Origin of the sequence: Hyphomonas sp. CY54-11-8, from assembly GCF_000682735.1 — a bacterium.
Classification (GTDB): Bacteria; Pseudomonadota; Alphaproteobacteria; order Caulobacterales; family Hyphomonadaceae; genus Hyphomonas.
Genome location: NZ_AWFD01000036.1, coordinates 85,427 through 99,622, shown reverse-complemented (window position 1 = coordinate 99,622; position 14,196 = coordinate 85,427). Strand labels below are relative to the sequence as shown.

Below are 14,196 nucleotides of genomic sequence, written 5' to 3'. Positions count from 1 at the left end.
GCGGCGGGGTATGACACAGTCTCAGGATGACCGTACTCCACGTCCGAATCTGTTGATGAATAGACACTACCAGAGTTATCAGGTGGTAAACATTAAATCCGCAAGCGAAATGAAGGGATGAGGCATGGCAATTTTCGAGATGGATGGAAATCGACCAGACCTGCCTGCAAACGGCAATTACTGGGTCGCCGAGACGGCCCAGGTGATGGGCAATGTCATCCTGAAGGAAAATGCGTCTGTCTGGTACGGCTCGGTGCTGCGCGGGGATAACGACCCGATCACGATCGGCGAGAATTCCAACATTCAGGACAGCTGCGTTCTGCACACGGATGTCGGCAAGCCGCTGACCATCGGCCGCGATGTGACCGTAGGCCATATGGTCATGCTGCACGGCTGCACGATCGGTGACGAGACTCTGATCGGTATCGGCTCGATCATCCTGAACGGCGCGAAGATCGGCAGGAACTGCATCATCGGGGCAAATTCCCTCATCCCGGAGGGCAAGGAAATTCCCGATAATTCACTCGTGATGGGCGCGCCGGGCAAAGTGGTGAAGCCGGTCTCCGAGCATCAGGTCCAGGTGATCAAGATGTCGGCAGTGCACTATGTCGAGAACTGGAAGCGCCACAAGACGGGCCTGAAACGGATCGACTGATCCAGGCATCCACAGCCCGGACCGGCCGGATCAGAGTGAATCGCGTTCGTCTTTCTGGAGGTAACGCACGGCAAAGCCGTCACGGCCCGTGCGGACGACTTCCGCCGGAATCGTGCCTGCACTGACAATCTCGCCAAGCTTCGGCATGGCGGCGCCCTTGCATTCGAAATTGGCACCGGTCAGCGATATGTCGAGCACGCGGCAATTTAGGATCTGGCCGCTGCGGCGCAGGACCTGTGCCGGCACATCGGCCGCATAACGTGGGGCTTCACGCTCTTCGGACAGGTTCAGCATGTCCTTGTTGAGCAGCCAGGTCAGGCGGTCGGCGATCTTCTCGCGCTTGTGCGAGGCGACATTGAACGACAGGGCAAAGCCCTCGCCAGTATGGCGCACAACGGTGGCGACCACGCGGCCAAGGTCATCGAAATAGCAGACAAGTTCGGCGCCAGGATCGGGCAGGGTCGAAGACTGGACCAGTGCGCCCGAGCAGGAGAGATTGATCGTCGAAAGCGATGCATCGTCACCAATATGAGTGAGGAATCGGCCCGGAAGCTGAATGTCCACACGCTTATGGCGGCGGCGATCGAAATATTCTTCTGGCGTTTCTGACGTCATCAGAGCCTGAGAAGTAGAGAAGGTCATCAATCACTCCTTGAGCTGACCCGTCCTTTCGGACTACTTCTCCCCACGCCCTTTACTTAGCACGCTTTCGTTCACAAAGTGTTGCATCAATCGTCGGAATTCAACCGGCGGACGAGGAAAACAGGATCCCATGGAACGCTATGATTACGTAATCGTTGGTGCAGGAAGCGCCGGATGTACCCTTGCCAACCGGCTGTCGGCTGACCCGGCGGTAAAGGTATGCCTGATTGAAGCGGGGAAGAAAGACAACTCGCTGATGGTGCGCATGCCGGCGGGGGTCGGGAGCCTGATCAAGCAGGAGAATGATTTCAACTGGGGGTTTTGGACCGAGCCGCAAAAACACATGAATGGGCGCAAGCTCTATTGGCCGCGCGGCCGGGGCTGGGGCGGCTCGTCCTCCATCAATGGCATGATCTATATCCGCGGCCACGCCGGTGATTATGACCAGTGGGGCCAGATGGGGCTGAAGGGCTGGGACTATGCGAGCGTCCTGCCCTACTTCAAGAAATCAGAGACCCTGGACAAGGGCGAGGACGCTTTCCATGGCGGCAGCGGCCCGCTGAACGTGTCGTCTTCGCCGATGTCCAGCCCGATCTATCGCGCTTTTATCAAGGCCGGGGAACAGGCGGGCTATGCCAGGACCGATGACTTCAATGGTGCCCAGCAGGAAGGGTTCGGCCCTTACCAGCGCACCATCCACAAGGGCGAACGCTGGAGCGCCTCCTATGCCTACCTGCGCCCGATCGTGGGCGTTCGGGACAATCTGACCGTCATCTCGACCGGCCGGGTGACCCGTGTCCTGTTCGAAGGCACGCGTGCCACGGGTGTGGAAGTGGTGGAAGGCAAGGGCGGCTTGCCGCAATCGATCTTCGCCGATGGCGAGGTGATCGTCTGTGCCGGCGCTGTCCAGTCCCCGCAAATCCTGCAGCTGTCGGGCATCGGCAATGCCGAACATCTGGGCCGGTTCGATATCAAGACTGTGGTCGATTCCAAGGGTGTCGGCCAGAACCTGCAGGACCACCTCGATGTGACGGTCATCCATGAGATGACGCAGCCCATCTCTGCCTATTCGATGCAGAAGGGCCTCAAGAAGCTGGGCGTCGGCCTGCGTTACCTGATGAACCAGACCGGGCCCGGCGCAGACAATTTCCTACAGGCAGGGGCGTTCCTGAAATCGCGTCCTGGCCTCGAAATGCCCGACCTGCAGCTGCACCTCGTCAATGCCATCATGATGGATCACGGCAAGCACGACCCGCAAAAGGATGGCTACACGGTTCACGCCTGTCAGCTGCGCCCGGAAAGCCGGGGCACGGTTTGTCTCGCCTCGAACGACCCGTTCGCCAATCCGTCCATCGACCCGAACCATCTGGCGACGGAAGAAGACCGCCGCGCCATGCGAGAAGCGGTGAAGATGGTGCGCGAAGTCTGTCAGCAGGAGGCGCTGAAGCCGTTCACCGGCTCAGAGATCATGCCCGGCCCGGGCGCCACGTCTGATGAAGACATCGATTCCTTCATCCGCCGTACGGGCGAGACGATCTATCACCCGGTCGGGACGGTCGCGATGGGCGTCAGCGATACCCAGCCGCTGGATGGCGAGCTGAAAGTGAAAGGCGTTGAAGGCCTGCGCGTCGTCGACGCTTCGGTCATGCCGACGCTGATCGGCGGGAACACCAATGCGCCGACGATCATGATCGCCGAAAAAGCCGCCGACCTGATCCTGAAAAAGCCGCTCCTGAAACGTGCGGAATTGCCGGCGATGGCGAGCGCCTAGACCTCAAGGATACTCTGCAAGGAAGGTTGCCAGGTCGTCTTTCCAGAATACCGGGAAAGTATGTGTCCCGTGGCCGCGGGTTTCCGCGGTCGCGGGCACCAGAACGAAGCGCGCATTCGGCATCCGGGCTGCAAGCGCCTCCGGATCGCCGAGACCGGGCGGATTGATGAAATCGTCCGCCGAGTTGATCCAGAGGACGGGCACTCCAATCTCTGACAGGCGCGGCGCGGGGTTGTAGTTCCGCGACGCGTCGAACTGGTAGATCGTGTCATTCGGATCTGCCGGGTTGGAAAGATAACGCTCAATCGTGCTGTGCAGCTGTTCGACCGCTTCTTTGCGGGTCGGCGCGTCTGCCTGAGAACGGTAGGGATTTGAACCAGCGAGGATCAGCGTGTTGGCCCAGATAGCCAGCCCGGTTTCCAGGTCGGCGGCATCGGCATAGTTGCCGTCATTGTAGTGCGGATCCTGCTCGAAGCCGTCGATGATCATCTGGCGGAACATCCGGTTCCGCCCGGCGATTTCGATGGCGTTGCAGGCGAGCGGCACGAGGCGGCGGGCGAAACCCGGATGGGTATCGCCCCAGACAAAGGCGTGCATGCAGCCCATCGATGTGCCGACGATCATTTCCAGCCCACTTACATCGGTGCCCTCGCTGAGCATGCGGTATTGGGCATCGACCATGTCGTCATAGTCATAGCGGGGGAAATTAGCACGCAGGCCGTCGCTCGGCTTGGAACTTTCGCCGTGGCCGAGATTGTCCGGCGAGATGATGTAGAAGCGAGCAAGATCGAGCGGTTGGCCGGGCCCGAACAGTTCGTCACCGAAAGACGGACGCAGCAGGGACTGTCCATTGCCGCCCGTCCCATGAAGCAGCATCACCGCATTGGTGATCTTGCTGTCTTCGTCCCGCTGGGGCGTGCCGAGCGTATAATACGTCATCGTGATCGAGGGCAGGGTTTCGCCCGTGTGGAAGGTGAAGTTGGCGATCTCGACCGTGTGCTTTTCCGCAGCGGCGCGCCAGTCTTCTGCGTTTGCCTGCGCCACACCGCAAAGGGTCATGATGAGTGTGAGGACGAGGAAGTTCCGCATTTGCCGCTCCAATGCCTGCTGCGAGTATTTGGCGAGGGTACTGCGCGCCGTGACGAAGGCAACAGACGGCCGGTGCGGCGGGACGGGCCTGTGTGCGGTCACCTGCCGGCTGGGCTGGTCAGTGGTGTTTAATAAATTTCACAAAATTGTCTGCTGTCGATGAGTTAAATTCATTCTGTTGTCATGCAGCCCGGCTAGACCACCTGGCAAATCAGGGATGGCCATAGCAGCTGACAGGAGAATGCAGGATCATGACGACGGACCGCCGCGAGTTTTTGCGTATGATGGGGGCGGGCGCCGCTGCCGGCGTTGCCACCAATGCCTTTCCTGAAGCGATTGCCCAGGCACTCTCCACACCTGCGGCCAGCGAGACCGGAACCATCCGGGATGTGAAACACATCGTCATCCTGATGCAGGAAAACCGCTCGTTCGATCATTATTTCGGGACGCTGCGCGGCGTGCGCGGATTTGGAGACCGCCACACGGTTCCCCTGGAAAGCGGCAAGCCGGTCTGGTTCCAGTCCGACGGTCAGAAAGAGATCCCGCCTTTCCATCTTGATACGAAGACGACCAATGCCATCGCCCACCCGGGCACGCCGCATTCGTTCGGGGATTCGCAGGCGGCGTGGAACCAGGGCAAGTTCGGATACTGGCCGAAATACAAAAATCCCTTCTCGATGGGATATTTCAAGCGTGAGGACGTACCGTTCCAGTTCGCGCTGGCCGAAGCCTTCACCATTTGCGACGCCTATCACTGCTCGATCACGACCGGCACGGACCCGAACCGGATCGTGTTCTGGTCAGGCTCCAACCATGATCCGGAGCTGCGCGCGCGGGGGATCAACGGGACGGAAGCGGACAGCGAGCCGAACAATCTGCGCTGCTGGATCAAGGGCGCCTTGCCGGAACCGGGCTACACCTATCAGGGCTCCGCCCTGCCATGGCAGACCCTTCCGGATGTGCTGGAAGAGGCCGGCGTCTCCTGGCGTATTTATCAGGACACGAACGATAACTGGACCGGCGCCATGCATGGCGGGCTTGCATTCAAAAGCTTCCGCGAGGCAAAACCCGGCTCGCCGCTTTACGAGAAGGGGATGCGGGACTTCTCGCTTGAGCAGTTTGCGGCCGATGTGGAGGCTGGCACCCTGCCGGAGGTGACCTGGATCCTGCCGCCGAAAGACTGGTCAGAGCATCCGAGCGCGTCGACACCGCTGCAGGGCGCCGAATACACGTCCCGTATCCTGAAAGCCCTGACGGCCAATCCGGAGGTCTGGAGCCGCACCGTCTTCTTCCAGACATTCGATGAGAATGATGGACTGTTCGATCACCTGCCGCCGGCCGCCCCGCCATCCTACACAGTGGACGGCGAACTGGCGGGCAAGTCGACCGTGGATGTGAAGGGCTTCTATTTCTCCGACCCGGAGAAGCGGTTGCTGGAAGAAGACGACACGATCAGCGGTTCCGTCCGTCCCTGGGGGCTTGGTCCGCGTGTACCATTTTATGTCGTTTCGCCATGGAGCCGCGGCGGGTGGGTAAACAGCCAGGTCGCCGATCACACGTCCGTGGGCATGTTCCTCGAGAAACGGTTCGGCGTGACGGTGCCTGCGATCAGTCCCTGGCACCGCGCGGTCTGCAGCGACCTGACTTCCTGTTTCGATTTCCAGACACCGAACGAGCCGGTCTTCCCGGACCTGCCGCCTGCCGAAGGATCGCAGAAAGCCGTGCTGGCACAGATCCATCGCCGGCGCATCGAGCCGCCAGCCGAGCCGCAGTTTCTGTCGCAGGAGCAGGGCACGCGGCTGTCGCGCGCGCTGCCTTATGCGCTGGACGTCACGGCAGAGGCCAATCCGGAAACGATCTCGCTGAAATTTTCCAATACGGGAAAGGCGGGCGCGGTCTTCCACGTTTATGACAAACGCCACCTCGACCGCATTCCGCGCCGTTACACGGTTGAAGCCGGCAAGGCGATTTCGGATGTTTGGGAACTCGGCCAGGACGCCGGTCAGTATGACCTGTGGGTGCTGGGGCCGAACGGTTTCCTGCGCACGTTCCAAGGCGACGCGTCTACGGCGATCGAAACCTCTGCGAAATTGAATTTGCGTACACGGATCGTTACCCTGATGACCAAGAACAAGGGCCGGACGAAGCGGGAACTGTCTTTGTCTGCCGGAGTTTATGACGGCTCTGAGCCGGTCTCCGTGACCGTGGGAGCAGGCAAGACGGTAAAACGGGAATTTGAAACCAGCGGCAGCGGTGCCTGGTACGACATCACGGTGTCCGCGGAAGGGTTCGAACGTCGCCTCGCTGGCCGTATCGAAACGGGCCGCGACAGTATCAGCGACCCGGCGATGGGCGTTTAGCCGTTGGAGGCCACCAGTTTCACGCGCGGCTCGCTCATGCGGGTATCGGGCGGGACCAGCATCGAGACCCGGTGACGCCAGACGGGGCGGCCCTTCAGCATGGGCTCACCGCCGAGCGTCTGGTAGAGGCCGAGCATGCGGTTGCTGTCCGGGCGTTCGGTCTGTTTGGCCAGCGGCATGATGGTGAGTTCCAGCTCGACGCGCTGGCCTGTCATTGTCTCGCCGCGGCCGCGGATGACGCCCGGGGCGCCGTCCAGCTGAACGGCATCGAGGAAGGCCGACATCATCGACTTGTCCGGCCCGGACCAGAGGTTCAGGAAATCATGGTCCACCAGCGGCCGGCCCAGCAGGCCGGTCAGTGATCCGCCAGCCGTGCGGAACAGCCAGGCGCCGTCGCGTTTGTTCTCGAGAACGAAGAGGCGATCAATCAGGCCGGGATGGTCTTCGACCCGTGGCGACTCAAAGGCGGCGGAAGCGTTGTTTGCGTTCATGCGACGCCAGGCGTCCAGCAGGACTCTGGTGTTGGGATGAATGGACCGGTCATTCATGATTGGATGGAACTCCGAATTTTAAGCTAGCCCCCGCGGGCCGGTTCGGGGCTCTCTTCCGCAATAACTGTTCCAGACGCGGCTTTTCCCTCCCGTGGCGAATTCTGGAATGGGTTGGGGCGGGATTTTCCCCTTTGAGGTAAAAAACAGCCATCTCAGGCGAGTGGAGCCCTCGCAAGTTCGCGTGCTGGTGCCGCATGGTTTCCCAAACGTGTCCCTCGACGGGACGACTGAGTGATTCGTGTTGACCGTTCAGCGCGGGGGTGACGGATCGTCAGATAAAATGTTCGACGTACCACCCGAAAAAGAGGGCAAATCCACCTGGTAAACGCCTACAGGCGCGGCGCTTCATTTGCCGTTCGTGGCTTTCCGGCAACGGATTTTCGTTTTGGACACAATTTACGGGCGAAACCCTTGCTGTCGGTAACCTTAAGGATACGAAAGGTGTGCGAGAAAACTCGCAAAGACTGGCGTTTCCTCCACTCACTTCAGCAGTCTTTCAAAAATCAATGTCCAAAGGGAGAGTGACCTCGTGTCTACATCCAATGCCTATTCACGTGCAGGCTTTAAAGCCTTTCTCAGTTTCAGTGTCGGCCTGACGGCTCTGGCAGCCAGCCAGGTTCCGGCCCACGCACAGGAAACGACCGACGAAGATGCGTCACGAACGCTGCAAACCGTCACCATTACCGCGACCAAGCGCGAGCAGACGCTGCAGGACGTGCCGGTGGCTGTCTCCGTTGTCGACAGTTCTGTTATCGAACAGGCGGAAATCGTCGACCTGAACGACCTTCAGTCGATCGTGCCGTCGCTGCGTATCGGACAGTTCCAGTCTTCGGCCAACACCAACTTCATTATCCGCGGCTTCGGCAATGGCGATAACAATGCCGGCATCGAGCCGTCGGTCGGTGTCTTTATCGATGGTGTGTACCGCTCTCGCTCGGCAGCCCAGATTTCCGATCTGCCGAATATCGAGCGCGTGGAGGTCCTGCGTGGCCCGCAGTCGACCCTGTTCGGCAAGAACGCCTCGGCTGGTGTGATCTCGATTGTCACCGAGAAGCCGCAATATGAATGGGGCGGATCGGCCGAAGCGACAGTTGGCAATTACAACATGTTCCGCGTGGCCGGAGATGTCACAGGCCCGCTCGCCGAGAACGTCGCCTTCAGCCTGGGGGCCAACTACAATACGCGTGACGGTTATGCGGATGACCTCAATACGGGCGCCGACATCAACGACCGCAACCGCTGGGGCGTTCGCGGCCAGTTGCTGATCGAGCCGACCGAGGATCTCAGCTTCCGCATCATCGGGGACTTCGACAAGATCGACGAAACCTGCTGCGTGGCTGGCAATATCGTCAACGGCATGACCGGTGCGGCGATCTTTGCGTTGGGCGGCCAGATCGATCCGGAGAACCCGTTCTCTTATGAAGTCTACAACAACCTCGACTCCTCCAATGACGTCGAAAACTCCGGCTTGTCGGTTCAGGCTGACTACGCGCTCGGGTTTGCGGATGTTACCTCGATCACGGCATACCGGTCGTCCAAGCTGAAGACCGACCAGGATTCAGACTTCACCAGCGCTGACCTGCTGGCCCGCAACGCCAACGACACAGACATCGATACCTTCACCCAGGAGATCCGCCTGACATCGACCGGCGATGGGGCCATCGACTGGATGGTCGGCGGTTTCTACTTCGATGAATCCGTCGATATCGAGAACCAGATTCTCTATGGTCAGGACATCCGGGGTTATATCGACTTCCTGTCCCAGGGCCTGCTGACCGGGCTTGAACCGCTGGTCTTCGGCGTGCCGGAGGGCTTCTTCTTCCAGCCGGGGCAGGGGATGATTGAAGCGTATGGTCAGGACAACACGGCATTCTCCCTGTTCGGCACGGTGGACTATCACGTGACCGACCGCCTGACCGCGACGCTGGGCCTGAACTATACGCAGGACAACAAGGACGCGTATGGCACGGTTGTGTCGACGGATACCTTCTCCGCGATCGATCTTGACCCATTGTCGCCATACATCTCCCAGGTGGCCACAGGCGCTTTGCTCCTGCAGGCGGGTGTGGACCCGACCAGCCCGGCTCAGGTCGGCGCGTTCGCGGCGGCTTATCCGGACATCTTTGCGACGATCCAGTCGACGGCAGCGAGCGCAACGTCCCAGTTGCAGCTGCTGCAATTCTTCCCGCAATTCGTGAACTTCCCGAATGCGGTGGAAAGCGGCTCGACCAATGACGACGACACGACCTACACGCTGCGCCTCGCTTATGACGCCACGGACAATATGAACGTGTACGCATCATATGCCACGGGCTTCAAGGCGTCGTCCTGGAACCTGTCGCGTGACAGCCGTCCGACTCCGACGGGGTATTCGAACCTAGTTGCGGCAGGCCTCAACCCACCGAACCTGACAACGGGCACCCGGTTTGCGGGTCCGGAAGAGTCGGAAGTGTTCGAAGTCGGCTTGAAAGGTGCCTGGGACACGTTCGCCATGAACGTGGCTGTGTTCGACCAGAAGATCAAAGGCTTCCAGTCCAACATCTTTACTGGCACGGGCTTCGCGCTTGCGAATGCGGGTGAGCAGTCAACGCAGGGCCTGGAACTCGACGCGACATGGAATGCGACGGAGAACCTGACGCTCGGCTTCGCCGGCACCTTCCTCGATCCGGTCTATGACAGCTTCGAGAACTCCTCGGCGGGAGACATCTCCGGGGCAAAGCCGGCGGCCATCTCGGAAGTGTCCACATCTGTCTCGGCGCTCTATACCTTCAACTTTGAAGGTCTGGATGCATTCGTCCGCGGCGACTGGCAGCATGAAGGTCCGGCGACGTATCGCGATGATCCGGCTGAGCAGGCGATCATCGGCCAGGAACGCAAGTATGATCTCTTCAACGCGTCTCTTGGTTTCACCTCCGAAAGCGGAATCAGCCTGACATTCTGGGGGCGGAATATTTTCGACGAGGAATACATCATGGCGGCGTTCCCGGCCGTGGCGCAGCTCGGTTCGTTCTCCGGATATCCGAACCAGCCGGCGACCTATGGTGTGACCGTTCGCAAGTCCTTCTAAGCGTCACAACAGTCTTCTTATGGAAAGCCCCGCCGTTTGGCGGGGCTTTTTTATTGATGTGCCCGCCGCCGTACCCGCTGGTCATGAAGGCTGTGGCCGACTAGCCTGACCGGGTTGTTGTTCCACAGACAAGGTCCGATTCCTTCCCGTGACGCGTGCATCCAGGACGCCTCCTGTTATAGAAGCCCCGCCCGCGGTGACCGGCCTCGCCGGCCTCATCATCCTGGCGCATGTCGTTCGCGTTTTCTCTCCGTCCAGCTGGCAGGGCTTTATGCTTCCGCTGGGCGTGCTCCAGCCGGACAGGTTTTGGGCGTCGATGGGCGTTGGGGCGCAAGGGGTATTGCCTTACAACTCTCCAATAGAGGCTTTGGTGCCGCTTCTGGCGAGTGCCTTGCTTCATGATGGATGGGCGGGCGCTATCCTGAATGCGGCATTGATCGTGATTTTCGGGCGGCTGGTGCACGCGTCGCTCTCTATCGGCCGGAAAAGCGGGGCGATTCCTTTCCTTGTGGTGTTCGCTGTGTCCGTGGTGGGCGGTTCGTTTTTCCACCTGGTGACCCAATATCCGGCCGGAACGGGCCTTATCGGGGCGTCTGGCGGCGCCAGCGGCCTGTTTGCGGCCTGGGTGCTGATACAGGAGGGGCGGGGCGGGCAGATCCTGTCGAAGAGGTTCCTGACCGTTTTCCTGTTCTTCGCCGTCGTGAATCTGGCGTTGTGGCTGATGGGGCCGTCGCTGTTAGGGGCCGGAATCAGCTGGCAGGCGCATATGGGTGGCTTCCTTGCGGGGGCGATGATGTTCCAGATTTACCGCGCGCAAAGGCCCCGTTCGCGATTCTGATCGCCGGAATGCCGCCTTTATGGTAGGTTTCCGTAACGGCGAGGCCGGCCAGCGGTCCGCACATAACGGAGGACGCGCATGACAATAGACCAGATACTGAATGACAAAGGGCGCGAAATTATCTCGGTGAAGGCTGATTCGACCCTCTCCGAAGCCGCCCGGATCCTGGACGAAAAAAGAATAGGCGCAGTGGTGGCGTTGGGCGACGGTGGAGAGATCGTGGGTGTTCTTTCCGAACGCGACATTGTTCGCCACGTCGCACGCAACGGGGCTTCGGCCCTTAATATCCATGTCGGAGACGCCATGACCCGCGATGTCATCACCATTGAATCGACCACGAAAGTGGATGATGCGATGCAACTGATGACGGATCGGCGAGTCAGACACTTGCCGGTTTTGCGCAATGATCGCCTGATTGGCGTCGTTTCCATTGGCGATCTGGTGAAATGGAAGATCGCCGAGACAGAAGCCGAAGCCGAAGCGATGAAATCCTACATCGCGACACAATACTGATTTTACAAGGCTCTAGCTTTTTAGAGCTCGAATTTCGGCGCTGATGCATGGCCGCTCTGCAGTGAAATCGCATTATTTCTTGCGATTTGCTGCAGAAGGGGGTTGCGGCCTCCCCGTGCCTTGAGTATCTCCCGGCCTCCGCTGAAGACGCCCTCGGGTTTCGGAAGCGGGCCCGCCAAAAAGGCTTCTGGGAAGTGCAAAAAGAGCTTGCAGCTCGGACCGAACAGAAGCTATATAGGCGGTTCCTCAAAACGCTCGGAAATAACGGGCCGGTCACCGGTCAGGGATTTCTTTTGCGCTAAAAATCTGGTGGTTCCACGGTTAAAACCGGAAACTGCAGAAGGCGCAAAAAAGGGTGTTGACGGGGAAAACGGCGGCCCATATAAGCCGCCACTTCCGGACGGGGCCGCAGGCTTCTGAAGGGCTTCGGAACTCCGGTTCCAGCTGTTTGACATCGTAAGAGATTAAGGAAGAGAAACGCAGGCGGCGTGATGGCTTGCGAACCTCGCCAGAGAGCAATCGACGGCAGGTTCATACGATCACGACGGATGCGTTTCTTGAGAGAAAATTCTTTTATCCATCGAATGGGTTTCGGCCTGTTCTTTGTGACAAAGGGTTTCTCGTCAAAAGAACGCAATACTTATGCTTAACAGCTTGAGTAACCGTCCATATTCCAATGGATGGTTTCGTCAGATCAACACTCAACTTGAGAGTTTGATTCTGGCTCAGAACGAACGCTGGCGGCAGGCCTAACACATGCAAGTCGAACGACATAGTGGCAGACGGGTGAGTAACGCGTGGGAACGTACCTTTCGCTACGGAATAGCTCTTGGAAACGAGTGGTAATACCGTATACGCCCTCCGGGGGAAAGATTTATCGGCGAAAGATCGGCCCGCGTTAGATTAGGTAGTTGGTGGGGTAATGGCCTACCAAGCCTACGATCTATAGCTGGTCTGAGAGGATGATCAGCCACACTGGGACTGAGACACGGCCCAGACTCCTACGGGAGGCAGCAGTGGGGAATCTTGCACAATGGGCGAAAGCCTGATGCAGCCATGCCGCGTGAATGATGAAGGCCTTAGGGTTGTAAAATTCTTTCGCCAGGGATGATAATGACAGTACCTGGTAAAGAAGCCCCGGCTAACTTCGTGCCAGCAGCCGCGGTAATACGAAGGGGGCTAGCGTTGTTCGGAATTACTGGGCGTAAAGCGCACGTAGGCGGACTTTTAAGTCAGATGTGAAATCCCGGGGCTCAACCTCGGAACTGCATTTGAAACTGGAAGTCTGGAGTTCAGGAGAGGTTAGCGGAATACCGAGTGTAGAGGTGAAATTCGTAGATATTCGGTGGAACACCAGTGGCGAAGGCGGCTAACTGGACTGATACTGACGCTGAGGTGCGAAAGTGTGGGGAGCAAACAGGATTAGATACCCTGGTAGTCCACACCGTAAACGATGACAGCTAGTTGTTGGCAGGCATGCCTGTCGGTGACGCAGCTAACGCATTAAGCTGTCCGCCTGGGGAGTACGGCCGCAAGGTTAAAACTCAAAGAAATTGACGGGGGCCCGCACAAGCGGTGGAGCATGTGGTTTAATTCGAAGCAACGCGCAGAACCTTACCTACCCTTGACATCCCGATCGCGGTTTCCAGAGATGGATTCCTTCAGTTAGGCTGGATCGGTGACAGGTGCTGCATGGCTGTCGTCAGCTCGTGTCGTGAGATGTTGGGTTAAGTCCCGCAACGAGCGCAACCCTCATCCTTAGTTGCCATCACGTTTGGGTGGGCACTCTAAGGAAACTGCCGGTGGCAAGCCGGAGGAAGGTGGGGATGACGTCAAGTCCTCATGGCCCTTACGGGTAGGGCTACACACGTGCTACAATGGCAGTGACAATGGGATAATCCCAAAAAGCTGTCTCAGTTCAGATTGTCCTCTGCAACTCGAGGGCATGAAGGTGGAATCGCTAGTAATCGTGGATCAGCATGCCACGGTGAATACGTTCCCGGGCCTTGTACACACCGCCCGTCACATCATGGGAATTGGCTCTACCCGAAGACGCTGTGCTAACTTCGGAGGCAGGCGGCCACGGTAGGGTCAGTGACTGGGATGAAGTCGTAACAAGGTAGCCGTAGGGGAACCTGCGGCTGGATCACCTCCTTTCTAAGGATGCATTGGATTGTTTTGCTCACGCGGAACTCCAAGGCTTCTTAAAATTAGCTCCCATCGAGGAGCAAAACATATGCGGCTGTCGCGCCGTCTCCGTTTCTCTTCCTTCGTTCGTTGTTTGGATCTGCATCATGCGGTTCCGAGCACTAAGCGAGCCCCGCGGGCGCTTTATCGCCTGTCTTCGACTTTGACCGCGATGGGCCTGGCCCTGACCAGTCATGGGCCGGTAGCTCAGGTGGTTAGAGCGCACGCCTGATAAGCGTGAGGTCGGAAGTTCAACTCTTCCTCGGCCCACCATCGAAGCCTGCGGCAACGCAGGGCAGGGCATGCGACCTGGCGGGAAGCCGGGGTTACGGGGCCATAGCTCAGTTGGGAGAGCGCCTGATTTGCATTCAGGAGGTCGTCGGTTCGACTCCGTCTGGCTCCACCATCGCCTTCATGGCGCTACAACGATCGAAAGAAGAACGTCCGTTTCCGGAGCAAGCTCCGGGATATTTGTCATCGTAAGGGAAAGATTGATCCGGCAGCCATGCCGCTCGACCCATTG

Annotated in this window: 9 protein-coding genes, 2 tRNA genes and 1 rRNA gene; 9 read left to right on the top strand and 3 right to left on the bottom strand. The window is 58.9% G+C overall.

The window, feature by feature from the left end:
* Positions 1–124 precede the first annotated feature (124 nt).
* The gene (locus HY17_RS16525; RefSeq protein ID WP_034768669.1) at positions 125–655 is read left to right on the top strand and encodes a gamma carbonic anhydrase family protein; all 531 of its coding nucleotides are present in this window, start codon (positions 125–127) and stop codon (positions 653–655) included.
* A 30-nt stretch (positions 656–685) separates the two neighbouring features.
* Here HY17_RS16525 and HY17_RS16520 read toward each other — a convergent pair whose 3' ends face one another.
* On the bottom strand, positions 686–1,297 hold the full coding sequence (locus HY17_RS16520; protein WP_034768667.1) for a PilZ domain-containing protein: 612 nt from the start codon (positions 1,295–1,297) through the stop codon (positions 686–688).
* A gap of 130 nt (positions 1,298–1,427) precedes the next feature.
* Here HY17_RS16520 and HY17_RS16515 point away from each other — a divergent pair, with 130 nt between their 5' ends.
* The gene (locus HY17_RS16515; protein WP_034768665.1) at positions 1,428–3,068 is read left to right on the top strand and encodes a choline dehydrogenase; all 1,641 of its coding nucleotides are present in this window, start codon (positions 1,428–1,430) and stop codon (positions 3,066–3,068) included.
* A 3-nt stretch (positions 3,069–3,071) separates the two neighbouring features.
* Here the strand turns inward: HY17_RS16515 and HY17_RS16510 are convergent, their stop codons facing one another.
* Positions 3,072–4,157 carry an alpha/beta fold hydrolase gene (locus tag HY17_RS16510; protein ID WP_139068869.1) on the bottom strand — a complete coding sequence of 362 codons (1,086 nt, stop codon included), beginning with the start codon at positions 4,155–4,157 and terminating at the stop codon, positions 3,072–3,074.
* Between the two features lie 251 nt (positions 4,158–4,408).
* Between HY17_RS16510 and HY17_RS16505 the strand changes: the two genes are divergently transcribed.
* Positions 4,409–6,517 (top strand): phosphocholine-specific phospholipase C, encoded by a 2,109-nt coding sequence (locus HY17_RS16505; RefSeq protein ID WP_034768663.1) that lies wholly within the window; start codon positions 4,409–4,411, stop codon positions 6,515–6,517.
* On the opposite strand, the gene HY17_RS16500 is transcribed toward HY17_RS16505, so the two are convergent.
* The gene (locus HY17_RS16500) at positions 6,514–7,065 is read right to left on the bottom strand and encodes a PAS domain-containing protein (RefSeq protein WP_034768661.1); all 552 of its coding nucleotides are present in this window, start codon (positions 7,063–7,065) and stop codon (positions 6,514–6,516) included. The two genes, HY17_RS16505 and HY17_RS16500, sit on opposite strands and share 4 nt — an antisense overlap.
* A 532-nt stretch (positions 7,066–7,597) precedes the next feature.
* Here HY17_RS16500 and HY17_RS16495 point away from each other — a divergent pair.
* From HY17_RS16495 to HY17_RS16465, 6 genes are all read left to right on the top strand, one after another.
* Positions 7,598–10,135 (top strand): TonB-dependent receptor, encoded by a 2,538-nt coding sequence (locus tag HY17_RS16495; RefSeq protein ID WP_233348847.1) that lies wholly within the window; start codon positions 7,598–7,600, stop codon positions 10,133–10,135.
* A 196-nt stretch (positions 10,136–10,331) separates the two neighbouring features.
* Positions 10,332–10,973, top strand: a complete 642-nt coding sequence (locus tag HY17_RS16490) for a rhomboid family intramembrane serine protease (protein WP_034768660.1) — start codon at positions 10,332–10,334, stop codon at positions 10,971–10,973.
* Positions 10,974–11,051: 78 nt separating this feature from the next.
* Positions 11,052–11,486, top strand: a complete 435-nt coding sequence (locus HY17_RS16485; protein WP_034768659.1) for a CBS domain-containing protein — start codon at positions 11,052–11,054, stop codon at positions 11,484–11,486.
* A 702-nt stretch (positions 11,487–12,188) separates the two neighbouring features.
* Positions 12,189–13,643: ribosomal RNA gene (locus tag HY17_RS16475) — 16S ribosomal RNA — on the top strand.
* A gap of 226 nt (positions 13,644–13,869) precedes the next feature.
* A tRNA-Ile gene (locus HY17_RS16470) sits at positions 13,870–13,946 on the top strand.
* Positions 13,947–14,003: 57 nt separating this feature from the next.
* Positions 14,004–14,079 (top strand) — tRNA-Ala (locus tag HY17_RS16465).
* The last annotated feature ends 117 nt before the right edge of the window (positions 14,080–14,196 follow it).